This window comes from Bradyrhizobium sp. Kon56, assembly GCF_055807635.1.
In genome coordinates, this window is sequence record NZ_JBVVOU010000003.1 from 92,957 (window position 1) to 118,028 (window position 25,072).

Annotated in this window: 21 protein-coding genes; 10 read left to right on the forward strand and 11 right to left on the reverse strand. The window is 63.6% G+C overall.

From position 1 onward, the window contains the following. The 4 genes from AC0L3B_RS06085 to AC0L3B_RS06100 all read left to right on the forward strand — a co-directional run bounded on the left by AC0L3B_RS06085 (position 1) and on the right by AC0L3B_RS06100 (position 3,507). On the forward strand, positions 1–177 hold the full coding sequence (locus AC0L3B_RS06085) for a hypothetical protein (protein WP_158091731.1): 177 nt from the start codon (positions 1–3) through the stop codon (positions 175–177). 72 nt (positions 178–249) lie between these two features. After that, complete coding sequence (locus tag AC0L3B_RS06090; RefSeq protein ID WP_473380158.1) at positions 250–1,302, forward strand: Ldh family oxidoreductase; 1,053 nt, start codon at positions 250–252, stop codon at positions 1,300–1,302. Between the two features lie 36 nt (positions 1,303–1,338). Continuing rightward, positions 1,339–2,706 carry an LLM class flavin-dependent oxidoreductase gene (locus AC0L3B_RS06095; RefSeq protein WP_473380159.1) on the forward strand — a complete coding sequence of 456 codons (1,368 nt, stop codon included), beginning with the start codon at positions 1,339–1,341 and terminating at the stop codon, positions 2,704–2,706. Positions 2,707–2,721: 15 nt separating this feature from the next. Continuing rightward, entirely contained in the window at positions 2,722–3,507 is a 786-nt protein-coding gene (locus AC0L3B_RS06100) for a fumarylacetoacetate hydrolase family protein (protein ID WP_473380160.1), read from the forward strand. Positions 3,508–3,612: 105 nt separating this feature from the next. On the opposite strand, the gene AC0L3B_RS06105 is transcribed toward AC0L3B_RS06100, so the two are convergent. Continuing rightward, a complete protein-coding gene (locus AC0L3B_RS06105) occupies positions 3,613–4,068 on the reverse strand; it encodes an Lrp/AsnC family transcriptional regulator (RefSeq protein ID WP_018453391.1) in 456 nt (151 codons plus the stop codon). A gap of 153 nt (positions 4,069–4,221) precedes the next feature. On the opposite strand from AC0L3B_RS06105, the gene AC0L3B_RS06110 reads away from it, so the two are divergent. After that, positions 4,222–7,671, forward strand: coding sequence for an indolepyruvate ferredoxin oxidoreductase family protein (locus tag AC0L3B_RS06110; RefSeq protein WP_473380161.1), 3,450 nt, complete (start codon positions 4,222–4,224; stop codon positions 7,669–7,671). Positions 7,672–7,746: 75 nt separating this feature from the next. Continuing rightward, positions 7,747–9,171 (forward strand): indoleacetamide hydrolase, encoded by a 1,425-nt coding sequence (gene iaaH / locus AC0L3B_RS06115; RefSeq protein WP_204512423.1) that lies wholly within the window; start codon positions 7,747–7,749, stop codon positions 9,169–9,171. Here iaaH and AC0L3B_RS06120 read toward each other — a convergent pair. Further along, complete coding sequence (locus AC0L3B_RS06120) at positions 9,166–10,077, reverse strand: LysR family transcriptional regulator (RefSeq protein WP_473380162.1); 912 nt, start codon at positions 10,075–10,077, stop codon at positions 9,166–9,168. The two genes, iaaH and AC0L3B_RS06120, sit on opposite strands and share 6 nt — an antisense overlap. Positions 10,078–10,351: 274 nt before the next feature. Between AC0L3B_RS06120 and AC0L3B_RS06125 the strand changes: the two genes are divergently transcribed. The 3 genes from AC0L3B_RS06125 (at position 10,352) to AC0L3B_RS06135 (ending at position 13,755) form a co-directional block, all read left to right on the forward strand. Beyond that, positions 10,352–11,533: an HlyD family secretion protein gene (locus tag AC0L3B_RS06125; protein ID WP_247299327.1), complete on the forward strand. Its 1,182-nt coding sequence runs from the start codon at positions 10,352–10,354 to the stop codon at positions 11,531–11,533. Between the two features lie 117 nt (positions 11,534–11,650). Continuing rightward, positions 11,651–13,264, forward strand: coding sequence for an MDR family MFS transporter (locus AC0L3B_RS06130; RefSeq protein WP_204512426.1), 1,614 nt, complete (start codon positions 11,651–11,653; stop codon positions 13,262–13,264). Positions 13,265–13,293: 29 nt separating this feature from the next. Continuing rightward, complete coding sequence (locus tag AC0L3B_RS06135; protein ID WP_473380163.1) at positions 13,294–13,755, forward strand: carboxymuconolactone decarboxylase family protein; 462 nt, start codon at positions 13,294–13,296, stop codon at positions 13,753–13,755. A gap of 157 nt (positions 13,756–13,912) precedes the next feature. Here AC0L3B_RS06135 and AC0L3B_RS06140 read toward each other — a convergent pair whose 3' ends face one another. The 6 genes from AC0L3B_RS06140 to AC0L3B_RS06165 form a co-directional block, all read right to left on the reverse strand. After that, on the reverse strand, positions 13,913–14,773 hold the full coding sequence (locus AC0L3B_RS06140; RefSeq protein WP_018453384.1) for a D-amino-acid transaminase: 861 nt from the start codon (positions 14,771–14,773) through the stop codon (positions 13,913–13,915). Between the two features lie 122 nt (positions 14,774–14,895). Beyond that, positions 14,896–15,627: an amino acid ABC transporter ATP-binding protein gene (locus tag AC0L3B_RS06145; RefSeq protein WP_018453383.1), complete on the reverse strand. Its 732-nt coding sequence runs from the start codon at positions 15,625–15,627 to the stop codon at positions 14,896–14,898. An 8-nt stretch (positions 15,628–15,635) separates the two neighbouring features. After that, the gene (locus AC0L3B_RS06150) at positions 15,636–16,328 is read right to left on the reverse strand and encodes an amino acid ABC transporter permease (protein WP_018453382.1); all 693 of its coding nucleotides are present in this window, start codon (positions 16,326–16,328) and stop codon (positions 15,636–15,638) included. 4 nt (positions 16,329–16,332) lie between these two features. After that, positions 16,333–17,064, reverse strand: coding sequence for an amino acid ABC transporter permease (locus AC0L3B_RS06155; RefSeq protein ID WP_473380164.1), 732 nt, complete (start codon positions 17,062–17,064; stop codon positions 16,333–16,335). 115 nt (positions 17,065–17,179) lie between these two features. Beyond that, positions 17,180–18,091 (reverse strand): amino acid ABC transporter substrate-binding protein, encoded by a 912-nt coding sequence (locus tag AC0L3B_RS06160; protein ID WP_026232521.1) that lies wholly within the window; start codon positions 18,089–18,091, stop codon positions 17,180–17,182. 99 nt (positions 18,092–18,190) lie between these two features. Next, the gene (locus AC0L3B_RS06165) at positions 18,191–19,600 is read right to left on the reverse strand and encodes a M20 family metallopeptidase (protein WP_473380165.1); all 1,410 of its coding nucleotides are present in this window, start codon (positions 19,598–19,600) and stop codon (positions 18,191–18,193) included. Between the two features lie 241 nt (positions 19,601–19,841). On the opposite strand from AC0L3B_RS06165, the gene AC0L3B_RS06170 reads away from it, so the two are divergent. Then, positions 19,842–21,221, forward strand: coding sequence for an LLM class flavin-dependent oxidoreductase (locus AC0L3B_RS06170; protein ID WP_018453378.1), 1,380 nt, complete (start codon positions 19,842–19,844; stop codon positions 21,219–21,221). Positions 21,222–21,381: 160 nt separating this feature from the next. Here AC0L3B_RS06170 and AC0L3B_RS06175 read toward each other — a convergent pair whose 3' ends face one another. The 3 genes from AC0L3B_RS06175 to AC0L3B_RS06185 form a co-directional block, all read right to left on the reverse strand. After that, positions 21,382–23,043 (reverse strand): thiamine pyrophosphate-binding protein, encoded by a 1,662-nt coding sequence (locus AC0L3B_RS06175; protein WP_018453377.1) that lies wholly within the window; start codon positions 23,041–23,043, stop codon positions 21,382–21,384. 105 nt (positions 23,044–23,148) lie between these two features. Continuing rightward, a complete protein-coding gene (locus AC0L3B_RS06180; RefSeq protein ID WP_473380166.1) occupies positions 23,149–23,652 on the reverse strand; it encodes a GFA family protein in 504 nt (167 codons plus the stop codon). A gap of 217 nt (positions 23,653–23,869) precedes the next feature. Next, a complete protein-coding gene (locus AC0L3B_RS06185; RefSeq protein WP_204512430.1) occupies positions 23,870–24,997 on the reverse strand; it encodes an alkene reductase in 1,128 nt (375 codons plus the stop codon). Between the last annotated feature and the right edge of the window lie 75 nt (positions 24,998–25,072).

The window sequence follows — 25,072 nt, forward strand, 5'->3', positions numbered from 1 at the left end:
ATGACCGGCGATCGCCTAAGTGGTCGTTATTGCGCGCTGCAAACCGTCGATCAAAGTGAACGAGCTGCGAACGACCTGCGCCAATCTGTCGAAAATGCCACCGCGCGGGACGAATCTTCGCCCGACGGCCCTGCTCGCTGCGAATTTGCAGCCCTGTATTGGTTTACAGGAGATTGATATCGTAGCCGCGCTTTGAGACCATGGCTCCCAACAAGCAGCCTGTTAAGGGCACCATGCCGGGGGAGCGCCATGCCGATCGTCCATGCCGACCGCCTCACGCGCATCAGCGCAGCGCTGCTTCGGGTTGCCGGGGCTTCCGAGGAAGAGGCCGACGCGGTCGCAAACGGCTGCGTCAACGCCAATCTCGCCGGCCACGATTCCCACGGCGTGATCGCCATTCCCACCTATGTTGACCGGATCAAGGCCGGCCACATCGTGCCCGGCGCCAGATGGACCATCGTGCAGGAATCGCCGACGACGACCGTGATCGACGGCCAGTGGGGTTTTGGCTTCCACGTCAACGCCAAGGCGATGGCGCTGACGATCGAGAAAGCGAAGACGGCGAATGTCGCCGCCTGCACCGTGTTCCGGCAAAGCCATGTCGGCCGCCTCGCCGCCTATCCGCTGATGGCAATGCGCGAAGGCATGATCGGGATCGCAACGGCGGATTCCGGCCGTTCGCCGAAGCATGTGGCGCCATTCGGCGGCAAGGAGGCACGGCTCGGCACCAATCCGATCTCGATCGCGGTGCCGTCCGACCTCGATGCGCCGTTCTACCTGGACATGGCGACCTCTGCGGTCGCGGCCGGCAAGATCCAGCTCGCGGTCGCCCGCGGCGAGGAAATCCCGCCGGGGTGGATCATCGATGCCGAGGGACGGCACACTACCGATCCAACCCAGTATCGCAAGGGCGGCGCGCTGCTGCCGCTCGGCGGCACCGAGAGCTACAAGGGCAGCGGCCTCGCCGCAATGGTCGAGGTCCTGTGCGGCCTGCTCACCGGCCTCGGTTTCGGCGTCGAGCCCACGGGCCGGCACAATGACGGCTGCTTCATGGCCGTGTTCAACGTCGCCGCGTTTCGCCCGCTGCAGGATTTCAAGCGCGAGGTCGCCGAGTTCGCACACTATCTCAAATCGACCCCGCCCTCCGAGGGCAGCAAGGGCGTGTTCTATCCCGGTGAGATCGAGGGCTTGCGTGAGCAGCAGCGCCTGCGCGACGGCATCGAGATCGAGGATGCGACCTGGGAAAAACTGCGCGCGCTGGCGCGCGAGTACAGGCTCGACACGGTCCTCGACCTGGCCTGACGGATTTCGGCCTGACGCAATTCGGAGAACAGCAGCATGACGCGGCAGATGGTACTGGTCGGCTTCCTTCAGGCCCAGAACTGCACGAATTTGCCGAGTTCGTGGCGCCATCCGGACTCGCGCGACGATTCGATGTCGGCAGACTACTATCAGGAGATCGCCAAAATCCTCGAAGCCGGCAAGTTCCACATGGCCTTCTTCGACGACCGGCTGGCGATGCCGGACCGCTACGGCAACGATCACGCCCACACCGTCGAATATGGCATCCGCTGCGTGAAGATGGATCCGCTGATCGTGCTGACCACGATGGGCATGGCTACGGAGAAGCTCGGGTTGGGGGCGACCGGCTCGACGACTTATTTCGAACCTTTCGATATCGCCCGTCGCTTCGCAACGCTCGACCTGATGTCCGGCGGACGCGCCGGGTGGAACGTCGTCACCTCGCTCAACGACGGCGAAGCACACAACATGGGGCGCGACTCCCATCCCGAACATGATTCCCGCTACGACCGCGCCGACGAATTCATGGAGGTCGTGCTCGGCCATTGGGATACCTGGGAAGACAGCGCACTCATCATGGACAAAAAGAGCGGCCGCTTTGCCGATCCGGCCAAGGTGAAGCGGCTCGATCACAAGGGCCCATTCTACAAGTCCCGCGGTCCCTTCACGGTGCCCCGCTCCGACCAGGGCCATCCCGTGATCATCCAGGCCGGCGCGTCCGGCCGCGGCCAGCGCTTTGCAGGACGATGGGGTGAGGTGATCTTCACCGCCGCGCGCAACCTCGCCGCCGCCAAGGAAGGCTATGCGGCGGTGCGTAACGAGGCCGCGAAAGCCGGTCGGGATCCGGAGGCGATGTTCCTCTGCAACCTGACGACACCAGTCTGCGCCGCGACCAAAGCCGAGGCCGAAGACAAGATGGCGTTGATCAACAAGCTGCCGCTGCAGATCGATGCGCTGTCGCTGCTGGCCGAAGCGCTCAACTACGACTTCGCCTCCAAGGATCTCGACGAGCCGCTGACGACTGAGGAGTTGAAGAGCATGCAGGGCATTCTGGGCATCCGCGACGGCGTGCTCAAGAACTCCGGCAAAAGCAATCCGAGCGCGCGCGACTTCGTCACCTTCTCTGGCCGCGGTCAGGTCCAGGATGCGATGGTCGGCGGTCCCAAGGAGATCGCGGACAAGCTCGAAGAAATGTTCGTCGAGCGCGGCTGCGACGGTTTTGTCATCGCCGCGACCTATGTGCCCGGCTCCTATGCCGATTTCGTGCAACATATCGTCCCGGAATTGCAGCGGCGCGGATTGTTCCAGAAGGAGTATCGCGGCAAGACGCTGCGGGAAAATCTCGGGCTCAAGCGCCCGGCAGCCGGCGACTGGAAAGTGCAGCCGCGCGATGCCGCGGAATAACAACGGAGACACGGCATGCGCTGGCTGAAATTCACCGCCGGGGACAAGACGTCTTGGGGAATCGTCGAGGGTGACCAGGTCACCGCCATCGATGGCGATCCCTTCGGCGAATGGCAACGCACCTCGCAGACCCATCCGCTTGGCGACGTTAAAATCGAGCTGCCGTTGATTCCGCGCACTTTCTACTGCGTCGGCTTGAACTATCTGAAGCACCTGAAGGAGGCCGCCGACAAGCGCGGCGAAGTGCCAGCGGTGCCGGACAGACCCGAGATCGGCTATCGCGCCCAGAATGCGCTGATCGCACACGACGAGGATGTGGTGATCCCGTCCTTTGCGACGGACAAGATCCACTACGAAGGCGAGATCGTCGTGGTCATCGGCAAGAAGGTCAAGCATCTCACCAAGCAGAATGCGATGGATTGCGTGTTCGGCTACACCATCGGCAACGACGTCAGCGAACGAAGCTGGCAGAAGGCCGACCGCAGCTTGTGGCGCTCGAAGAACGCCGACACGTTCAAGCCGATGGGCCCGTGGATCGAGACCGAGGCCGACCTCGACAAGATGGAAACGATCGTCCGGGTCAACGGCAAGGAGACCAACCGCTTCCACACCAACGACATGATCTTTGGCGTGGTGCCGTTCCTAGTCGAGCTGACCAAGTATTTTACGCTATGGCCGGGCGATGTGATCTGGATGGGCACGGATGGTGCCTCGCCTGATATCAAGCACGGCGACGTCGTGGAGATCGACATCACCGGCATCGGCACGCTGCGGAACAGGTTCGTGCGGGAGGAGCGGTGATCCTCATCCTGAGGAGCTTGCGAAGCAAGCGTCTCGAAGGATGAAGGCGCCCGGTTGTGGCGTCGCGCTTCGAGACGGCCGCTACGCGGCCTCCTCAGCACAAGCTCAAAACGGCAGCGCGACGCCCGTCTTGATCTCCTTCAGCACCACGTTGCTTCTGACATAGCGGATGCCGGGAATGCGGAACATGAAGTCGTCGAGGAATCTGTTGTACGCCGCCATATCCTGCACGACGACACGCAAATGGTAATCGGCATCGCCCGTGGTCGCAAAGCACTCCAGCACCTCACGCCGCGTGGTCACCCGCGCGACGAACTCGTCGACGAATTTTGCGTCGTGCCGTTCCAGCGAGACGTGGAGGATCGCGGACATCGCAAAGCCGGCCTGCTCGCGCGCGACCAGGGCCGCATAGCCCCGGATGGCACCGCTCTCCTCCAGCGCGCGCACCCGGCGCCAGCATGCCGAAGTCGACATGCCGACTGCGTCGGCGAGCTGCTGGTTGGTGGCGCGGCCGTCCTTCTGAAGATAGGCGAGAATCCGCGCGTCCTGGTCTTCGATCATGGAAACCACCAAAATGGATTAATCTACCTTCCCGTAGATTGTTTTGGATAACTCTACCATAATAGGTACGCTATTCGGAAAGAAAGGTAAGACCTACCAGTTGCCCAGGCTTACTCTTCTCCCATCCGGCAAGGATGCCGTGGGGAGGTCCGCATGGACGCCATTTCGTCTCTCGATCCTTACGAGCTTTCCGACCGCTACGATCGCGAACGGGGCCGCGTCTTCCTCACCGGCACGCAGGCCATCGTCCGCATCGCGCTCGACCAGGTGCGGCGCGACCGTGCCGCGGGGCTGAACACGGCGGGCTTCATCTCAGGCTATCGCGGCTCGCCACTCGGCGGGATCGACCTCGAGCTGTGGCGCATCCACGAGCGACTGAAGCGGGACCGCATCGAATTCCTCCCCGCAGTGAACGAAGATCTTGCCGCGACCGCCGTGCTCGGCTCACAACAGGTCGAGACGCAAGCCGACCGCGAGGTCGATGGCGTGTTCGGTCTCTGGTACGGCAAGGGCCCCGGCGTCGATCGCTCCGGCGATGCGCTGAAACACGGCAACGCCTACGGCTCCTCACCGCATGGCGGCGTTCTGGTGGTCGCCGGCGACGACCATGGCTGCGTCTCGTCCTCGATGCCGCACCAGTCCGACGTCGCCTTCATGAGCTGGTTCATGCCGACGCTCCACCCCGCAAGCGTCAGCGAATATCTCGAATTCGGTGAATATGGCTACGCGCTGAGCCGCTTCACCGGCATGTGGGTCGGCTTCAAGGCGATCTCTGAGATCGTGGAATCCGGCGCGTCCGTCGCGCTGCGCCCACCGCGGGCCTTCCACCCGCCAGACTTCACGCCGCCACCCGGCGGCCTGCACTATCGCTGGCCCGATCTGCCCGGCCCGCAGATCGAGGAGCGGCTGGAGGCGAAGAAGCACGCGGTCTACGCCTTCGCAAAGGCTAATCCGATCGATCGTCACATCTACGACATCCCGGACGCCACCTACGGCATCGTCACCACGGGCAAGGCCCATCTCGATCTGATGGAAGCGCTGCGGCTGATGGGTCTCGACGAAGCGGACTGCCGCAGCATCGGCATCGACATCTACAAGGTCGGCATGGTCTGGCCGCTGGCGCTGCATGACGCGATGGCGTTCGTGAGGGGCAAGCGCGAGATCCTTGTCGTCGAGGAGAAGCGCGGCATCATCGAAAGCCAGTTCAAGGAATATTTTTACGATTATCCGGGCGAAAAACCCGAGCGCATGGTCGGTAAGCATGACGAGCAAGGGGCGCGGCTGATCTCCTGGATCGGCGAATTGTCACCGCGTGCGCTCGCTGGGGTGCTCGCACGCCGTCTCGATCCGATGTTCCCAGGCCTCAATCTCGCCGCACGCGCAGCCGGCTTGATGCCTGAGGCCTCGCGCACGATCAACGTCAGCGGTGCGACGCGTACGCCCTATTTCTGCTCGGGCTGCCCGCACAATACATCGACGAAAGTGCCCGAGGGTTCGAAGGCGCTGGCCGGCATCGGCTGTCATTTCATGGCCAGCTGGATGGACCGCGAGACATCGTCCCTGATCCAGATGGGAGGCGAAGGCGTGAATTGGGCCGCCTCGTCACGCTTCACCGGCAACAAGCACGTGTTCCAGAATCTGGGCGAAGGCACCTATTATCATTCGGGTTCGATGGCGATCCGGCAGGCGATCGCCGCCAAGGCCAACATCACCTACAAGATCCTGTTCAACGATGCCGTGGCGATGACCGGCGGCCAACCCGTCGACGGCCCAATCAGCGTCCACGCTATCGCGCACAGCGTCCGCGCCGAGGGCGTTGCGCGCATCGCGCTGGTGTCGGACGATCCGGCGCAATTTCCGCCAGGCGATCTTCCGGTCGGCGTGTCCCTCCATCCGCGCGAGAAGATGGACAGCGTGCAGCGCGAGCTGCGCGATATTCCCGGCGTCTCGGTGCTGATCTATCAGCAGACCTGCGCGACAGAGAAACGGCGTCGCCGCAAGCGTGGACAGATGATCGATCCCAAACGCTTCGCCTATATCAACGATCTCGTCTGCGAAGGCTGCGGCGACTGCTCGGTCGAATCCAACTGCCTCAGCGTCGAGCCCAAGGAGACGCCGTTCGGCCGGAAGCGCCGGATCAACCTCTCATCCTGCAACAAGGACTTTTCCTGCCTCAACGGGTTCTGCCCGAGCTTCGTCACCGTCGAGGGCGCGGGGCGCCGGAAGAAGGGCGCGAGCCGGATCGACGCGGTCGGCCACGCGGCCACGCTTCCCCTGCCCGCGCCCGCAACGCTCGACCGTCCCTATGATCTGCTCGTCACCGGCGTCGGCGGCACCGGCGTGATCACGGTCGGCGCGCTGATCGGCATGGCGGCCCACCTCGAAGGAAACGGTGTCTCGGTGCTGGATTTTACCGGCTTTGCGCAGAAATTCGGGCCGGTGCTGAGCTACATCCGGTTGGCCGCATCTCCCGACGCATTGCACCAGGTCCGTATCGACCAGGGCGCGGCCGATGCGCTGATCGGCTGCGACCTCGTCGTCAGCTCCTCGCCGAAGGCGTCCGGCACCTATCGAAAAGGTATGCGCGCCGCGGTCAACACCGCGGAGATGCCGACCGGCGACGTCGTCCGCTTCCGTGACGCCGATCTCGCCTCACCCGCCCGCCTGCGTGCGATCGGCCAGGTGATCGGCGACGGCAATCTCGACACCATCAACGCCAATGCGCTGGCCGAGCGCCTGCTCGGCGATGCCGTCTATGCCAATATCGTCATGCTGGGCTTTGCCTGGCAGCGCGGGCTGCTGCCGGTCTCGCTGTCGGCGCTGTTGCGCGCGATCGAGCTCAACGGCGTCGGGGTCGAAAGCAACAAGCAGGCTTTCGCCTGGGGCCGGATTGCAGCCGCCGATCCCGACTTCTTGCCGAAGGTGGACGAAGCGCCGAAGGCCGAGACGCTCGACCAGCTGATCGACCGCCGCGCCGACTTCCTCACGGCTTATCAGAACGATGCCTACGCAGCGCGCTATCGAGAGCGCGTTGCAAGTGTTCGCCATGCCGAAGCCAGCCTGATTAGCGAGGCATTGACCGAGGCGGTCGCGCACGCCCTGTTCAAGCTGATGGCCTACAAGGATGAGTACGAGGTGGCGCGCCTGCACATGCAGACCGGCTTCCTCGACGAGTTGAAAGGCGAATTCGAAGGCGAATTCAGCATCCAATATCACCTTGCCCCGCCGTTCCTGCCGTCGAAGCGCGATGCCCGCGGACGTCCGCGCAAGCACGCCTTCGGACAGTGGATCCAAATGCCGCTCGCCATGCTGGCGCGGGTGAAGGGATTGCGCGGGACGCCGTTCGATCCGTTCGGCTACACGGCGGAGCGGCGCGCCGAGCGGGAACTCATCACCTGGTACGATGGCGTCATCAAACGGCTGCTCGGCGGACTCGACGCGGCGCATCTGCCAAGCCTGGTCGCCATTGCAAAAGCGCCGATGGATATCCGGGGCTACGGGCCGGTTAAGGACGCCGCGATCGGGAAGGTGAAGGCCGAGGTTGAACGGCTGTTCGCCGAGCTCGATGCGCCATCACCTGCAAGGATGCGCGCCTACGGTTGACGGAGCGCCGACGAGGCTTCAGCCTCTGGAGCCGAGGGGCGCCCTGATGGCGCACCTGCAACCGGGTGACGCCTCATGGATTTCGACCAGTTGACCCTGACCCAGGCTGTGGCCGACCTCCGCGCCGGAAAAGTCACGAGCACCGCGCTCACGACGGAAGCTCTCGCCCGCGCCAAGGCCAATGCCGATCTGAATGCCTTCGTCACCCTGGACGAGGCCGGCGCTCTGAAGGCTGCGGCCGCATTCGACGCGAACGACAACAAGGACAAGCCGCTCGGCGGTGTTCCCATCGTGATCAAGGACAATATCGAGGTCACGGGGCTCCCCTGCAGCGCAGGAACGCCGGCGCTGAAGCATTACGTTCCGAGGGCCGACGCGCCGGTGGTCGCAAAATTGCGCGCGGCGGGCGCGGTCATCATCGGCAAGACCAGCATGCACGAGCTCGCCTTCGGCATCTCCGGCTACAACACCGCATTCAAGACCGGCGCGGAGTTCGGCGTGCGCAACGCCTATGACCGCACCCTGATCGCGGGCGGCTCCTCCTCAGGAACGGGCGTCGCGATCGGCGCGCGGATCGTCGCGGGCGGGCTCGGCACCGACACTGGCGGATCGGTCAGGGTCCCCGCCGCACTGAATGGATGTGCCTCGCTGCGTCCGACGGTCGGACGCTATCCGCAAGCTGGCATCGCGCCGATCTCGCACACCCGCGACACCGCGGGCCCGATGGCGGCGACCGCGGCGGATGTCGAACTCCTCGACCGCGTCATAGCAGGTGGCAAAGCCGTTCAGGCGGCCGATCTGAAGCAGATGCGAATCGGCATCGTGAGGTCGATGCTGACAAATCTCGACGCTGACACCGACGCCGCTTTCCAGGCAGCAGTGGCGAAGATGAAAGCGCAGGGTGTCACGATGGTCGAGATCGAAATGCCGCAACTGGCCGAGTTCAATGGCCAGGTCAGCTTTCCGGTCGCGCTGTACGAAGCCTATGACGATCTGGTCGCCTATCTCGACCACACCGGCACGGGCCTCAGCATCGAGGCGCTGGCAAGGGACATCTCCAGCGCCGACGTCAAGGGCACCTATGATGGCCTGGTGATCCCGCGCAAACTGCCTGCCCCCGATGGCGCGCTGGTTGACGCCAAGCCGATCTATGACGCCGCGATCAATAGTGCACGCCCCGCGCTCCAGGTGCTTTACAGCAGGACTTTCGCCGACAACCGGCTCGATGCCATCGCCTTCCCGACCACCCCGCGCGTCGCCATTGCCTCCAATCCGGATTCCAGCAGCCTCGAGAATTTCGGGTTGTTCATCCAGAACACCGATCCCGGCAGCAATGCCGGCATTCCCGGCATCCAGATCCCGATTGCGCTCGGCGCGGTCAGCAAACTTCCGATCGGACTCGAGCTGGATGGCCCTGCAGGCAGCGACCGCCGCCTGCTTGCGCTCGGCATGGCGCTTGAAAAAGTGTTCGGACGGCTGCCGGCGCCACCCCGCTCATGAATAGGGATTGATCAGCTTCTGCTGCTCTGCGCTGTGATGCACGAGCATGTCGATAAAGGTCCTGACCTTCGCCGACAGATGATGCCGGTGCGGATAGACCGCGTTCATCGACATCTCGACGGGACGATATTCGGGCAGAAGGCGAACGAGATGACCGGCTTCGAGATCGCCCTGGACGAGAAAACCGGCCATCAGGCAGACGGCAGCGCCTTCCAGCGCCACCTTTCGCAAGGCCTCACCGCTGTTGGTGATAAAGCTGCCGGAGATGCGCACCGATGCCGGCGTGCCCTTGCGATCGAAGAAGCGCCAATCTTCGCCGAACGGATAATTCAAGTGACGGGCGCAATTGTGCGCGGTGAGCTCATCGAGCTTCTGCACGCGACCGTGCCTTTCGAGGTAGTCGTGCGAGCAGCACAGCACGTGCCGCCAGGTTGCGAGGCTGCGAACGATCAGGCTCGAATCCGGCGGCGCGGTCATGCGCAGAGCAACGTCATAGCCTTCTTCGATGAGGTCGATTTCGGCCTCGCCCATCCGCAGATCGATCTTGAGCTCCGGATAGGTCGACAGGAGCTTCGCCACCACGGGCGCAACGAACGGCACCATGTGCGTGGCGACGTGGATCCGTAGCGTGCCGCGGGGCACCGACTGCAATTCGCTCGCGATATCGTCGGCCTGTTTGATTTCGGCGAGTATCTGGATGCAGCGGTCGTAATAGGCCTTGCCGATGTCGGTGAGGCTGACCTTGCGCGTGGTGCGCTGAAGCAGCCTCACGCCGAGCCGGTCTTCCAGCGCCTGGACGTGATTGCTCACCACGGTGGTCGACATGTTGAGCTTGCGAGCTGCTGCAGAGAAGCCGCCGGTCTCGACCACCCGGCTGAAGACTTCGAGACTGGTCAATCGGTCCATGCCGACTGATTATCCGCTCTTGAGAGATAATCGCAAGGAATTCCGTCCGATTATCCATCAAACCGCTCCTGCGGCAGCGCGGATGCGTTAGCCGCAATCCCTCGACAGGCGCGGCAATCGCTCTGGGGCAGTCGTACCTCCGGCTCGATAGATCATACGGGCCAAGGCGAGATCCCGGGACTATCCACTGTCAGCGGATAATCCTTTCGGCATTTCGCTGATTATCGATCGGACGAGGAAGACCGATAGTCTGGGTCAGCCGAAGGAGACTGCCATGTCCGAGATGCCCCGCACCAAAAACTTTCAGCAAGCGACTGAAATACCGCAAGCTACCCCGACGGCGCCGGTGCGTGGTCCCGCCCGGAATACGGTCCGGCGGGCGGCGCTGGCGCTCGCGTTCCTTGCGGGCACGGCTGCGGTTGTCCATTACGGACACGACTACTGGGTCAACGGCCGTTATCTCGAGACAACCGACGACGCCTATGTGAAGGCCGACTCCACGATCATCGCGCCAAAGGTCTCGGGCTACATCGCCAAGGTGCTGGTCAGCGACAACGAAAAGGTCAAAGCGGGCCAGCTGCTGGCGAAGATCGACGACCGCGACTTCAAGGCGGCGCTCAATCAGGCCCGCGCCGATGTCGCTGCGGCGGAAGCGGCAGTGCGGAACCTCGACGCCCAGCTCGAACTCCAGCAGCCGATCATCGAGCAGAGCACAGCCGATGTCGCTGCTGCGGACGCGAATCTGAAATTTGCGCAGGAGGAGCGCGCCCGCTACGACGACCTGATGAAGTCGGGCTCCGGCACGATTCAGCGCGCGCAACAGACTGACGCCGCGTTGCGCGCCAGCAACGCGCAACTGCAACATGCCAGGTCGGGCCTCGTGGCCGCGCAACGCAAGGTCGACGTGCTCACGACCCAGCGCGCGCAGGCTACTGCCCAGCTCGAACATGCGCGTGCGGTCGCGGAGCAGGCGACGCTCAATCTCTCCTACACCGAGATTACCGCGCCGGTCGACGGAACGGTCGGCGCCCGCTCACTGCGCGTGGGACAGTTCGTGCAGGCCGGCACGCAATTGATGGCGGTGGTGCCGCTCGATGCGGTCTATGTCGTGGCGAATTTCAAGGAGACGCAGCTCACACATGTCCGCGCCGGCCAGCCGGTCGAGCTGCACGTCGACAGTTTCCGCAACCAGACCCTGCGCGGCCATGTCGACAGCCTGTCGCCGGCGAGCGGCCTTGAATTCGCATTGCTGCCGCCCGACAACGCCACCGGCAATTTCACCAAGATCGTGCAACGGGTGCCGGTGAAGATCGTGCTCGACGACCACAGCCTGACCGGCCTGCTGCGCCCCGGCATGTCCGCGGTGCCGACCGTCGACACCAAGCAGACCGTGCTGGCCGAGCGTGAGACGGCGAAGCATCTCGCCGACAACGCGGCCCGTCCGAACGGCGGTTGAAGCCGGAAAGGTCCGGCGGGACTATCAAGTCCTACCGGATGATCCTTCCCAAACTTGGTCGATTATCGAAACGAACTGCCTGATCCATCCTGTCTCCGTAACCGAGACGAGGCTTCCATGAGCACGCTCCAACCGACCGTTAATACCACGGCCGATATCCCCGCTCCCGTCGCGGCCCCCGCAACGCCCGCCGTCTCGACCAAGACCTGGATCGCCGTGATCGGCGCGACGCTCGGCGCCTTCATGGCGGTGCTGAACATCCAGATCGTCAATGCCTCACTCGCCGATATCCAGGGCGCGATCGGCGCCGGCATTGATGACGGCGGCTGGATCTCGACCTCCTATCTGATCGCGGAGATCGTGGTGATCCCGCTGTCCGGCTGGCTGGCGCAGGTGTTCTCGATCCGCATCTATCTCCTCACCAATGCGGTCCTGTTCCTGGTCCTGTCAGCCGCCTGTGCGTTGGCGCAAGACCTGCCGCAGATGATCGTGCTGCGGGCGGTGCAAGGGTTTACCGGCGGCGTGCTGATTCCGATGGCGTTCACACTCATCATCACATTGCTGCCGCGCGCCAAGCAACCCGTGGGCCTTGCGCTGTTCGCGCTGTCGGCGACGTTCGCGCCCGCGATCGGCCCGACCATCGGCGGCTATCTCACCGAGAATTTTGGCTGGCAGTACATCTTCTATGTCAACGTTGTCCCCGGCACGATCATGGTCGGCATGCTCTGGTACGCGCTCGATGCAAAGCCCATGAAGCTGTCGTTGCTGCGCGACGGCGACTGGGCCGGCATCATCACCATGGCGATCGGATTGTCGGCGCTGCAGACCGTGCTCGAGGAAGGCAACAAAGACGACTGGTTCGGCTCGCCCTTCATCGTCAAGCTGTCCGTCATCGCGGCCGTGGCGCTGAGCGCCTTCCTGATCATCGAGCTCACCGTGAAGAAGCCGCTCCTGAACCTGCGTCTGCTGGTCCGCCGCAATTTCGGCTTCGGCATGCTCGCGAATTTCCTGCTGGGAATCGCGCTCTACGGCTCGGTGTTCATCCTGCCGCAATATCTGGCCCGCATCCAGGGCTACAATGCCGAGCAGATCGGCATGGTGCTGGCTTGGACCGGCCTGCCGCAGCTGGTGCTGATCCCGCTGGTCCCGCGGTTGATGCAGAAGCTCGATGCGCGGCTCATCATCGGCGTCGGCTTCGTCCTGTTCGCGGCCTCCAACTTCATGAACATCTACATGACCGGCAACTATGCCGCCGATCAATTGCTCTGGCCCAATGTGGTTCGTGCGATCGGCCAGGCGCTGGTAATGGCGCCGCTGTCTGCGGTGGCGACCTCAGGCATCGAACCGGAGAACGCGGGCTCGGCCTCCGGCCTGTTCAACATGATGCGCAACCTCGGCGGCGCCGTCGGCATCGCGCTGTTGCAGACCCTGCTGACCAAGCGCGAGCAGTATCACTCCAACGTGCTGATGCAGTCAGTCTCGCTGTTCGAGCAGGCGACGCGGACGCGGCTGGAACAGCTCACCCAATACTTCGTCAATCACGGCATTCTCGATCGGGCGGACGCGTTGCATCGCGCCTATGTTGCGATCGGCCATATCGTGCAGAAGCAGGCCTATATCCTCGCCTTCAGCGACACCTTCTATCTGCTCGGCGTGGCACTGATCGTCGCGCTGATCGCCACCCTCTTCCTGAAGAAGGCCGGCCCCGCCTCGGCCGGCGGCGCCCACTGACATCACCCCAGCAAGCAAGGAGAACGACCATGAAACCCCGCATGAATTTCTACCAGGCCGCACCCGACACGATGAAGGCGCTGATGGCACTGGAAGAGCAGATCCAGTCGACGGGCCTCGAGAAATCGCTGATCGAGCTCGTCAAGATCCGCGCGTCGCAGATCAACGGCTGCGCCTTCTGCATCAACATGCACACCGAGGACGCCCGCAAGCGCGGCGAGACCGAGCAGCGCATCTATCTGCTCAACGCTTGGCGCGAATCGCCGCTCTACACCGACCGCGAGCGCGCCGCGCTGGCCTGGACGGAATCAGTGACGCTGATCGCCGAGACGCACGCGCCTGATGACGTCTACGAGCAGGTCCGCGCGCAATTCTCCGATGCGGAGACGGTGAACCTGACCATGCTGATCGGCGCCATCAGTGCCTGGAACAGGCTAGCGATCGCGTTCCGTGCGGTTCACCCGGTAAAGGTGAAGGCGTCGGTGGCGTGAGGTGCTGACGCATGAGGCCAAACTGCCTCAATACATTCGCCTGTCATGCCCCGGCTTAACCGGGGCATCCAGTACGCCGCGGCTTCTCGAGTCCAGCACTCCCGTCACGGAGTACTGGATCGCCCAGTCAAGCCGGGCGATGACGGCGGTGGGTAGCTTAAACCGCCGTCGCCTTCGCGAACTCCACGTAGATCTCGCGCAGCCGCATGGCGATCGGGCCGGGCTTGCCGTCGCCGACCTTCTTGCCGTCGATCGCAACCACCGGCTGGACGAACAGCGACGCCGAGGTGGCGAAGGCTTCCTTGGCGGCGAGCGCCTCGGCGACCGTGAAGGAACGCTCTTCGACGCGGAGCTGACGCTCTTCCGCCAGCGCCACCACCGCCTTGCGGGTGCAGCCCGGCAGGATCGCGTTGGAGTTCTTGCGGGTCACGATGACGTCGTCCTGGGTCAGGATGAACGCTGAAGACGAACCGCCTTCGGTGACGTAACCGTCTTCCAGCATCCAGGCTTCGCCCGCACCGGCCTCGGCCGCGGCCTGCTTTGCCAGCACTTGCGCCAGCAATGCTACGCTCTTGATGTCACGCCGCTCCCAGCGGATGTCGGGCACGGTGATCACATTGATGCCGGTCTTGGCCGAGGCGGCGTTGATGATGTCCTTCTCCGACGTGAACATCACCAGGCTCGACTTGACGTCGCCCTTGGGGAAGGCGAAGTCGCGGCCCTTGTCGGCGCCGCGGGTGACCTGGAGATAGACGAGGCCGTTCTCGACCTTGTTGCGTGCAATCAGCTCCTGCTGGATCTCGGTGATGCGCTCGACCGTCTCCGGGAGCCTCAGCTTGATCTCGCCGACCGAGCGCTCCAGCCGCGCCAGATGCGAGGCATTGTCGACCAACTTGCCGTCGAGCACGGCCGAGACCTCATAGATGCCGTCGGCGAACAGGAAGCCGCGATCGAGGACCGAAATTTTGGCGTCCGAAAGCGGGACGAATGAGCCGTTGACATAGGCGATCGGATCCAAGGCAGGTCTCCTGGCGGGAATAGGGATTACCCGCTGGTATAAGGGATTTGTCGGTGCCACGAAACCCTCAACCCGTCATTCCCGACCGGCGCCAGGAGGCACGTCGCGGAATGACAGTGGGATCAATGCGACAGAATCTTCGACAAGAACTTCTGCGCGCGGTCGCTGCGGGGCTTGCCGAAGAAATCGTCCTTCGGGGCGTCCTCGACGATCTCGCCGCGGTCCATGAAGATCACGCGGTTGGCGACCTTGCGGGCAAAGCCCATCTCGTGCGTCACGACCATCATGGTCATGCCCTCATGGGCGAGGTCTACCATGACGTCGAGCACCTCGCTCACCATTTCGGGGTCGAGCGCCGAGGTCGGCTCGTCGAACAGCATGACGATGGGATCCATCGCGAGCGCGCGGGCGATCGCCACGCGCTGCTGCTGGCCGCCGGACAGGTTCGCGGGAAATTTTTGCGCCTGTTCCTTCAGGCCGACCCGCTCCAGCAGCTGCATGCCTTTCGCCACCGCCTTGTCGCGCGACCGGTCGAGCACCTTCTGCTGCGCGAGGCAGAGATTATCAATGATCTTCAGATGCGGAAACAGCTCGAAGTGCTGAAAAACCATGCCGACACGCGCGCGCAGCTTGGGCAGATTGGTCCTGGGGTCGTTGACCTTAGTGCCATCGACGCTGATGTCGCCTTTCTGGAATGGCTCCAGCGCGTTGACGCATTTGATCAGCGTCGACTTGCCTGATCCCGAGGGACCGCAGACCACGACCACCTCGCCCTTGGCGACGCTGGTGGTGCAGTCGGTCAGCACCTGGAAGGCCGGGCTGTACCATTTGTCGACGTGGCTGATCTCGATCATGGCAAACTCTATCGAATGATGGCGATGCGCGCCTGCAGGCGGCGAACGCCGAAGGACGCAATACAGGAGATGGTGAAGTAGACGATCGCTGCGAATAGATACATTTCGACCAGACGGCCGTCGCGCTGCGCGACCTTGCTAGCCGCACCGAGGAAATCGGTGATCGACAGCACATAGACCAGTGAGGTGTCCTGGAACAGCACGATGGTCTGCGTGATCAGGACCGGCAGCATGTTGCGGAAGGCCTGCGGCAGAACGACGTAGCGCATGGTCTGGGCGTAGGTCAGGCCGAGCGCGTTGGCTGCGGCCGGCTGGCCGCGCGAGATCGACTGGATGCCGGCACGCATGATCTCGGAGAAGTACGCGGCCTCGAACATGATGAAGGTGATGAGTGAGGACGCGAACGCGCCGACACTGATCGGACGCGACGCGCCAGTTACCCATTGCCCGATATAGGGCACCAGGAAGTAGAACCAGAAGATCACCAGCACCAGCGGCAGCGAGCGCATGAAGTCGACATAGACGCCCGCGATGCGGCCCAGCACCTTGTAGCCGGACAGCCGCATCAGCGCGATCGCCGTGCCGAAGACGAGGCCGCCGAGTGCAGCAAGCCCGGTCAGCATCAGCGTGAACGTCATGCCCTCATAGAATAGATAGGGCAGCGTGCGGATGATGACCCCGAAATCAAAATTGCTGAACATGGCGCTACTTCCCCGTGATGTAGCCGGGGATCGCGACCCAGCGCTCGAGGAAGCGCATCGCGGTCACGACGACGGCGTTGACGAGGAGATAGAGGATGGTCGCAGCGGTGAAGGCCTCGAACACCTGGAACGAGAATTCCTGCATCGAGCGCGCCTGGCCGGTCAGTTCGAGCAAACCAATGGTGATGGCCACAGCCGTGTTCTTGATGGTGTTGAGGAACTCGGACGTCAGCGGCGGCAGGATGATGCGAAAAGCCATCGGCAGCAGGATGTAGCGATAAGCCTGCAGGGTCGTCAGGCCGAGTGCGGTCGCCGCCATCTTCTGCCCGCGCGGCAGCGATCCGATGCCGGCCTGCAACTGCACGGCGACGCGCGCCGACATGAAGAACCCGATGCCAATCGCGGCCGTCCAGAACGGCGCGTTCGGCAGTTGTTTCAGCCACAATCCCGCGGACCTTGGCAACACTTCCGGCAGCACGAAAAACCACAGGAAGAGCTGCACCAGCAGCGGCATGTTGCGGAAGAATTCAACATAGGCAAAGCCGAACCAGTACGCTCCCTTCGACGGCATTGTGCGCATCACGCCGACGATCGATCCGGTGATCAGCGCGATGATCCAGGCGAGCGCACCCGTCTTGAGGGTCAGCACCAGGCCCGACAACAGCATGTCGAGATAGGTGCCGGTCCCCATCGGGTTCGGCTGGAAAAAGATTCCCCAGTTCCAGTTGTAGTTCACGTGTCCCCCGCGCGAACGCGCCAGTCATCGATGTCCTGGCGCCTATGCAAATGTCCGGCCATCCTGGAGTCAAGATGGCCGGACACGATCCCGATCGAAAGATCGAGGTTATAGCTTACTTATAATCGTCCGGGTTTGGCGAGTCCGTCGGCTTGGCAAACTCGTTCTTCAGTTCGGCCGAGATCGGCGTGTTGAGATTGAGGCCCTTCGGCGGGATCTTCTGCGTGAACCACTTGTCGTAGATCTTCTGGCCCTCGCCGGAGGTGTAGAGCGCAGCGGTCGCCGCGTCGACGACCTTCTTGAAGGCCGCGTCGTCCTTGCGCAGCATGATGCCGTAGGGCTCAGGCTTGGAGAACGCGTCCTTGGAGATGACGTAGTCATCGGGCGACTTCGAGCCGGCAACGAGGCTCGCGAGCAGGATATCATCCATCACGAAGGCGACCGCACGGTCGGTCTCGACCATCAGGAAGGCCTCGGCGTGGTCCTTGGCCGGAATGATGTTTGCGCCGAGGCTTTTTGCAACATTGGCCTCGGTGAGCTGTTTGATGTTGGTGGTGCCGGCAGTGGAAACCACCGATTTTCCCTTGAGGTCGTCAATCGCCTTCAGGCCACTCGACTTCTTGAAGACGTAGCGGCTGGCGGTCAAATAATGGGTGTTGGTGAAGGCAACCTGCTTCTGGCGCTCGGCATTGTTGGTGGTCGAGCCGCATTCGAGATCGATGGTGCCGTTCGCCATCAGCGGGATCCGGGTCGCCGAGGTCACCGGATTGAGCTTGACCTCGAGCTTGTCGAGCTTGAGCTCCTTCTTCACGGCGTCGACGATCTTGTAGCAGATGTCCATCGCGTAGCCGATGGGCTTCTGGTTGTCGTCGAGATAAGAGAACGGGATCGAGGAGTCGCGGAAGCCGAGCGTAATGGCGCCGGTGTCCTTGATGTTCTTGAGCGTGCCGGTCAGCTCCTCGGCCCCGGCCTGGCCGACGGCGAAGGTCGCGGCGAGCGCGAGGCCGATGCTACGGAAATGTTTCACGTTTTGGTCCCCTTTCAGGATGATGCCGGCGGGATGCAAGCACAAATTGGGTTGGAATAGAATGTGACTTTTGGCTGGATCGCGGCTCCGGTTAACGGCTCAGGCCGGCGGGCGCGTTAGCGGGCTTGTTAGCGGGCTTGGCAATTCCCCGAGATCCCAGAACAGGCCGGCCATCACCGTCAAGGCCTCTTCGGTCAATGGCAGCAGGATGTGCTCATTGGGCGCATGCTGGGAGCAGCCGGGATAGGAGTGCGGCACCCAGATCGTCGGCAGGCCCAATATCTCGGAAAACACGTCATTGGGCAGCGAGCCGCCGAAATTCGGCAGCACCGCCGGCACTTTGCCGGTGGTCTCCTTCACCGAATTCGCCGCCCATGCGATCCAGGGGCTGTCGAAATCGGTGCGCGATGCCGCGAAGCTCTGTGCGGCCCGCACTTCGACCATCGGAAAACCCCTTTCGACCAGATGCGCACGGACGGCTTCGATCAGGCCGTCGACCTTGGTGCCGACCACGAAGCGCAGTTGCAGCACGGCATTGGCGTGGCCGGGAATGGCGTTGGCCGGCTTCTCGATGTTTCCCGACGACATCGCCAGCACTTCGAGCGTGTTCCAGGCATAGAGCCGCTCGGCCGCCGAAAGACCCTCCTCGCCCCAGTTCTCGGCCAACGCCGGCTCGTCCTCGGTCGGCACCACCTGCACGTCCGCAAGATAGCTTCGGATCTGGTTGGTGAGGCGCGGCGGCTTCAGCGCGTCCAGCTGAAGGCGGCCGTGGCCGTCGACCAGCGTCGAGATCGCGTTGACCAGAATGGTCGCGGGGTTGGCGAGCACACCGCCCCAATTGCCGGAGTGATGACCGCCGTCGCGAACGTTCACATCGAGATGAATGCGGATGCCGCCACGGCAGCCGAGGAATAGGGTCGGACGGTCGGCGGACAGGCGCGGCCCGTCGGAGGCCACGAACAGATCGGCCTTGAGTGCATCGCGATTGAGATCGCAGACCTTGCCGAGATCCGGCGAGCCGATCTCCTCGCCCATCTCGAGGATGAACTTGGCGTTGAAGCCGAGCTTGCCGCCGCGGGCCTCGCGCACCGCGCGGAGTGCCGCCATGTTGATGCTGTGCTGGCCCTTGTTGTCGGCGGTGCCGCGACCGTAGAGACGCGTGCCCGAAACCGTGGTGCGCCAGGGATCGCGGCCGTCGCGCCACTCGCCTTCCATCCCGTCGACGACGTCGCCATGGCCGTAGATCAGCACGGTCGGCGCCGCCTCACTTTCGTGATGTTCGGCGAACAGGAACGGCGCCTTGCCGCTGGGAGATTCGATCATCCGGCTTTCGAAATCGAGCGCGGCAAAAGCGGGCACCATCTCCTGTTCCAGATAGGCGCGCAGCTCGACGCTCCGGTTCGGATTCTGGCTCTCGGTCTGGTAGGCGACGCGGCGGTCGAGTTCGGCGAGGAACGCGCCCGATTGAAAATCGTCACGGGCGCGGGCGATGGCATCGGCTCTGGTCATTATTTTCTTTTTTAGGTTGCGAGGCGAAGGAGCATACCCGATACGGGCAGGCCTCCGAAAGTGGCGGGGACTTCGATAGTCTTGGGATTTCGTTCTTGCTCTCTTGAGATTGGCTTGCCAAGCGCGGCAGCGCCGCTGATTTTGGCCTTGCCAACGTCGCGCTATATGCAAGAACTTCGCCAAGTTCGGGCGCAGCTCTATCATTCGAAGAGCGCCCGGTACAGGGCGCCGGGGGACCATCATGGCCAAGCAGATCAGGCTCAATGCATTTGCGATGAATTGCGTCGCGCACCAATCACCGGGCTTGTGGACCCATCCGCGCGACCGCACTGCCGAATATAACCGCCTGCCCTATTGGATCGATCTTGCCAGAACGCTGGAGCGCGGCCGTTTCGACGGACTGTTCCTGGCCGACGTGCTCGGCGTCTATGACGTCTACGGCAACAGTCCTGACGCAGCCTTGCGCAACGCAGCCCAGTCGCCCTCGAACGATCCGCTGCTGCTGCTGTCGGCAATGGCCGCCGTGACGCAGAATCTCGGCTTCGGCGTCACCAGCAATCTCTCCTTCGAGCCGCCCTATCCGTTCGCGCGGCGGATGTCGACGCTCGATCATCTCACCGAGGGGCGTATCGGCTGGAACGTCGTCACCGGCTATCTCGACAGCGCCGCGCGCGGCGCCGGCAAGGACAAGCAGATCGGGCACGACGACCGCTACGAGATCGCGGACGAATATATGGAGGTCGTCTACAAGCTCTGGGAAGGGAGTTGGGAGGACGACGCCGTGCTGCGCGACCGCACGCGCGGCATCTTCACCGATCCCACAAAGGTCCATCGCGTCAACCACGAGGGCGCGAACTACCGCATCAACAACACCATCCACCTGAGCGAACCGTCGCCGCAGCGGACGCCCGTGCTGTATCAGGCCGGCACCTCGCCGCGCGGACGGCAGTTCGCGGCACGGCACGCCGAATGCGTGTTCATGTCGGGGCCGTCAGCCAAGGTGATCGCGCCGCGCGTATCGGCGATCCGTCAGGAGGCCGCCGCGTTCGGCCGCAATCCGGCGGAAATCCTGATGTTCTCGATGATGACGATCATCCTCGGGCGGACGGAAGCCGAAGCGAACGAAAAATATGCCGACTATCGCCGCCACATCAGCCCGGAAGGCGCGCTGGCGCTGATGTCGGGATGGACCGGAATCGACTTCTCCGGCTACGAGCTCGATCAGCAGGTGCGCCATGTTCAGAACGATGCCGGCCGCAGCGCACTCGATAACGTCACCCGCGCCGATCCCGATCGCGTCTGGACCGTGCGCGACGTCATCGAGCATGTCGGCGTCGGCGGCGCAGGTCCCGTCGTGGTCGGCACGCCGGAAATGGTCGCGGACAAGATCGAGGCGTGGTTCGAGGCGACCGATGTCGACGGCCTCAACGTCGCCTTCGCGATCTCACCCGGCGATTTCGAGGACATCGCCGACATGCTGGTGCCGGAGCTGACGCGACGCGGGCGGTACAAGGCGGAGTACGCGCAGGGCACGCTACGCGAGAAGCTGTTCGGCGAGGGGCGGGCGCGGCTAGGTGCGCCGCATCCGGCGGCAGGGTTCAGAGTGGGGAGAAAGGGGTAGCGCCGCTAGGTACGCTGTCATGCCCCGGCTTGACCGGGGCATCCAGTACGCCGCAACGTCTCGACTCAATCACCGCCGCCTCTGGAATACTGGATCACCCGCCTTCGCGGGTGATCACGACTGATAATGTGGCGGCACCAATGCCGCAGGTGACGCTGCCCTACAGCTTCCCGTCCACCATCACCTCGATCAGTTTCGTCCCCGGCCGGCCAAACGCCGACGCCAGCGTCGCCTTCAACTCTCGGGGATCGCTGACTTTGATTGCCTCACATCCCAGCGCCTTAGCCACGCCCGCGAAATCCACCGGCGGATCGACAAAATCCATGCCGACGTAATTGTCGTCGCCGTGGAAGGCGAGCAGGCGCTGCTTGATGATGCGGTAGCCGCCATTGTTGGCAATGACCACATTGAGCGGCAGCTTGTGATGCGCCGCTGTCCACAGCGACTGGATCGAATACATCGCGCTGCCGTCGCCGGAGAAGCAGACCACCGGGCGATCGGGATTGGCGATGCTGGCGCCGACGGAGGCCGGCAGGCCCCAGCCGATGCCGCCGGAGGCAAGGCCGTGATAGCCGAAGCGATCGCGGTGCGCACGCAAGGCCGTGATCTGGCGGCTCGAGGTGAGGCCTTCGTCCACGAGGATGGCATTAGCGGGCATGGCCTCGACCATTTGCAGCACCAGCCAGTCCGGATCGATGGGGCTGCGGTCCGCGGCCTTGCCGATCTGCTCGACCAGCGCGGTGCGCCGCGCGGTCCAGTTCCTCGGCGCGAGTTCGGTCAGCCGTTGCTTCGCGCGGCTCGCCAGGGCAGCGCCGCCCATCTCCTTCAACACCGGGATCAGCGCGCGCAGCGTTTCCTTCAAATCCGCCTTCAGCGCGATCTCAGCCCCGTAGTTCTTGGCGATCTCCCAATCGCCGAGGCCGATCTGCACGATGCCAAGGCCCTCCGGCAGCGCGTCGACCTCGCTGTAGACCGACATCCGCAAGGGATCGCCGCCGAGCGCGATCAAGAGGTCAAAGGGCGCAAGCGTGTCGCGCGCGACTTTCTGGACACGTGCCAGCGTGCCGACGAAGCTCGGGCTCTCCGAGAGGAAGTGCGAGCCATAGGGCGTCGAGGATTGGTAGGCAGCCGCGCCGAGTAGTTCTGCGAGTTCGGCGGCCTCCATCAGCGCATCGCTCTTGACCACTTCGTCCATGGTGACGATCACGGGACGCTCGGCCCTGAGCAGTCGGGCGGCGAACGCCTTCAGTGCCTCATCCGATGGCCTTGTGCGAGCGTCAATGCGGGTGGAGCGACCGAGATCGATCCCTGCCTCGCTGTTGAGGATATCGCCGGGCAATGAAATGAACACCGGCCCGGTCGGCGGGGTGGTTGCGACTTTTGCGGCGCGGCGCACGATGCGCGGCAGATCCTCGAGCCGCGTCACCTCGACCGCCCATTTCACCAGCGGCTCGGCCATGCGCACCAGCGGCCCATACAGCACCGGCTCCATCAGTCCGTGGCCCTGCTCCTGCTGGCCCGCGGTCAGGATCATCGGCGTGCCCGTGAACTGGGCGTTGTAGAGCGAGCCCATCGCGTTGCCGAGGCCGGGCGCGACATGGACGTTGCAGGCGACCAGCTTTCCGGAGGCGCGGCTATAGCCATCCGCGATCGCCACCACCAGGCTCTCCTGCATCGCCATCACATAGGCGAGGTCAGGGTGATCCTTCAGCGCATGCATGATCGGCAGCTCGGTGGTGCCGGGATTGCCGAACAGATGCGTGATGCCCTCGTCCTTGAGCAACGCGAGAAAGGCGGAGCGGCCGGTGATCTTGTTCTTCATGTTTCCTCCAGAGGCGGACGTTGCCGCAAGGCAAAAAGCATGATGGCCGAAATCGCGGGAGGCGCGCAAGGAAGCGCGGTCATGGCTGCGTTGCGTGGGACAGCGCTACATCTCCTCGCGCCCCAACTCGAACGGATCCTCGCCGCTCGCCCGCTTCTTTTTTTTCGAGCGCTGCCAGACCACACCGGGAAAGCCTTTCAGCGGCACCAGCGGCTCGCCGGTATAGGTCCATTCCTGCAGCTCTTCGATCGCGATGTGATAGAGCGGCTGGCGGCCGGTGCGTTCCCTAAACAGCGCACGGGGGATGTTGACCATATGCGGCCCGCGCGGGCGCTCATATGCGATCGGCGTGCCGCAATGCGCGCAGAAGCTGCGCGCGGTCTTCGTTGCCTTGTCCTCGTAGCGCGTCAGCGCCGTCTTACCTGCGGTGATGCGAAACCGCTTCTTCCAGCTTCCGACATAGGTTACATAGGCGGCGCCGTGGGCGCGACGGCTGGCGGCGGAGTGATCGTGCCAGGCCCAGCGTGCGGGAACGTCGATCTCGAAGGTAACCCTGCCGCAGAGGCACTGGCCGGTGGCTATACCTGCGGAGGCTGCGGCTTTGGCCATTGTCTCTCCTCTCGTCATTGCGAGCGCAGCGAAGCAATTCAGAGTCTTTCCGCCGAGGCAGTCTGGATTGCTTCGCTGCGCTCGCAATGACGGAGTTCGTGGTGTCAGTCGGGGCAACACAATAACTCTGTAGCCCGGATGAGCGAAGCGACATCCGGGAAGACCAGAGCTTGAGTGAACCCCGGATATCGCTTTGCTCATCCGGGCTACAGCAGTGTCAGACCGGCGTCAGTTCGTCGTACGCGGGATAATCCGTATAACCCTTCTCCTCGCCACCGTAAAACGTCGCACGGTTATACGGCGTGAGAGGGTAATCCTGCTGCAGGCGGAGCGGCAGATCGGGGTTGGAGATGAAGATGCGGCCGAAGGCGATGATGTCAGCATGCCCCTCCGCAATGGCGGCGTTCGCGGTCTCGCCGGTAAATCCGCCGGCGGTCATCAGCACGCCGCTGTAGAGCGGGCGGAACAGCAGCATCGCCGACGGCACGTTCTGCCAGTTGACTTCGGCGCGCCCCGAGCCGCTGGAGCGCGGTTCGATGAAATGCAGATAGGCAAGACCGAGCTTGTCGAGCGCGTTGACCACGTGCGTGTAGAGCGGCATCGGATCGGGCTCGCCGGAATCATTGGCGATGCCGTGGGGCGACAGCCGCACGCCGACGCGGCCCGCGCCCCAGACGTCGATCGCGGCCTCGGTCACTTCGAGCAGAAGCCGCGCGCGGTTCTCGATCGAACCGCCATATTGATCGGTGCGCTGGTTGCTGCGTGATTGCAGGAATTGCTCGAGCAGATAGCCGTTGGCGCCGTGGATCTCGACCCCGTCGAAGCCGGCGGCCAGCGCGTTCTTCGCACCCTGCCTGAAGGCCTCGACGATGCCCTTGACTTCATCCGTGTCCAGCGCGCGCGGCGTCTCATAGTTGGAGATCTTGCCGTCGGCAGTCATCGCCTTCATGCCTTCGGCCTTGATCGGGATCGCGGAGGCCGAGACCGGCAGCTCCCCGCCGTGGAAGGAGGAATGCGAGACGCGGCCGACGTGCCAGAGCTGGAGAAAGATGATGCCGCCCTTGGCGTGCACGGCGTCGACCACCTTGCGCCAGCCCGCGATCTGCGTCTCCGAATAGATGCCGGGCGTCGCTGGATTACCGCGGCCGTGCGAGAGCACGGGCGAGGCCTCGGCGATGAGCAGGCCGCCTTGGGTGGCGCGCTGGCCGTAATATTCGGCGTTGAGCGGCCGCGGCGAAAAGCTCTCGCGCTCGGCCCTCATGCGCGTCAACGGCGCCATCGCGACGCGATGCGCAAGCGTGTACGGACCGACCTGCAACGGTTGAAACAACGCCTCGAATTTCATGCTGGCCTCGAATGGCGAAGGAAGGATGCGCATCATATAGCGAGGGGCGGCTACCGAGAGAAGGCGCCGCCCCTG

What these genes read in the sequence shown, in the direction of transcription:
- AC0L3B_RS06130 (WP_204512426.1), top strand. Translation starts at nt 11,651, where the DNA reads ATGAGCACGCTCCAACCGACCGTTAATACCACGGCCGATATCCCCGCT.
- AC0L3B_RS06110 (WP_473380161.1), top strand. Translation starts at nt 4,222, where the DNA reads ATGGACGCCATTTCGTCTCTCGATCCTTACGAGCTTTCCGACCGCTAC.
- AC0L3B_RS06100 (WP_473380160.1), top strand. Translation starts at nt 2,722, where the DNA reads ATGCGCTGGCTGAAATTCACCGCCGGGGACAAGACGTCTTGGGGAATC.
- AC0L3B_RS06145 (WP_018453383.1), bottom strand. Translation starts at nt 15,627, where the DNA reads ATGATCGAGATCAGCCACGTCGACAAATGGTACAGCCCGGCCTTCCAG.
- AC0L3B_RS06105 (WP_018453391.1), bottom strand. Translation starts at nt 4,068, where the DNA reads ATGATCGAAGACCAGGACGCGCGGATTCTCGCCTATCTTCAGAAGGAC.
- AC0L3B_RS06125 (WP_247299327.1), top strand. Translation starts at nt 10,352, where the DNA reads ATGTCCGAGATGCCCCGCACCAAAAACTTTCAGCAAGCGACTGAAATA.
- AC0L3B_RS06150 (WP_018453382.1), bottom strand. Translation starts at nt 16,328, where the DNA reads ATGTTCAGCAATTTTGATTTCGGGGTCATCATCCGCACGCTGCCCTAT.
- AC0L3B_RS06185 (WP_204512430.1), bottom strand. Translation starts at nt 24,997, where the DNA reads ATGAAATTCGAGGCGTTGTTTCAACCGTTGCAGGTCGGTCCGTACACG.
- AC0L3B_RS06085 (WP_158091731.1), top strand. Translation starts at nt 1, where the DNA reads ATGACCGGCGATCGCCTAAGTGGTCGTTATTGCGCGCTGCAAACCGTC.
- AC0L3B_RS06180 (WP_473380166.1), bottom strand. Translation starts at nt 23,652, where the DNA reads ATGGCCAAAGCCGCAGCCTCCGCAGGTATAGCCACCGGCCAGTGCCTC.
- iaaH (WP_204512423.1), top strand. Translation starts at nt 7,747, where the DNA reads ATGGATTTCGACCAGTTGACCCTGACCCAGGCTGTGGCCGACCTCCGC.
- AC0L3B_RS06175 (WP_018453377.1), bottom strand. Translation starts at nt 23,043, where the DNA reads ATGAAGAACAAGATCACCGGCCGCTCCGCCTTTCTCGCGTTGCTCAAG.
- AC0L3B_RS06090 (WP_473380158.1), top strand. Translation starts at nt 250, where the DNA reads ATGCCGATCGTCCATGCCGACCGCCTCACGCGCATCAGCGCAGCGCTG.
- AC0L3B_RS06165 (WP_473380165.1), bottom strand. Translation starts at nt 19,600, where the DNA reads ATGACCAGAGCCGATGCCATCGCCCGCGCCCGTGACGATTTTCAATCG.
- AC0L3B_RS06095 (WP_473380159.1), top strand. Translation starts at nt 1,339, where the DNA reads ATGACGCGGCAGATGGTACTGGTCGGCTTCCTTCAGGCCCAGAACTGC.
- AC0L3B_RS06170 (WP_018453378.1), top strand. Translation starts at nt 19,842, where the DNA reads ATGGCCAAGCAGATCAGGCTCAATGCATTTGCGATGAATTGCGTCGCG.
- AC0L3B_RS06120 (WP_473380162.1), bottom strand. Translation starts at nt 10,077, where the DNA reads ATGGACCGATTGACCAGTCTCGAAGTCTTCAGCCGGGTGGTCGAGACC.
- AC0L3B_RS06135 (WP_473380163.1), top strand. Translation starts at nt 13,294, where the DNA reads ATGAAACCCCGCATGAATTTCTACCAGGCCGCACCCGACACGATGAAG.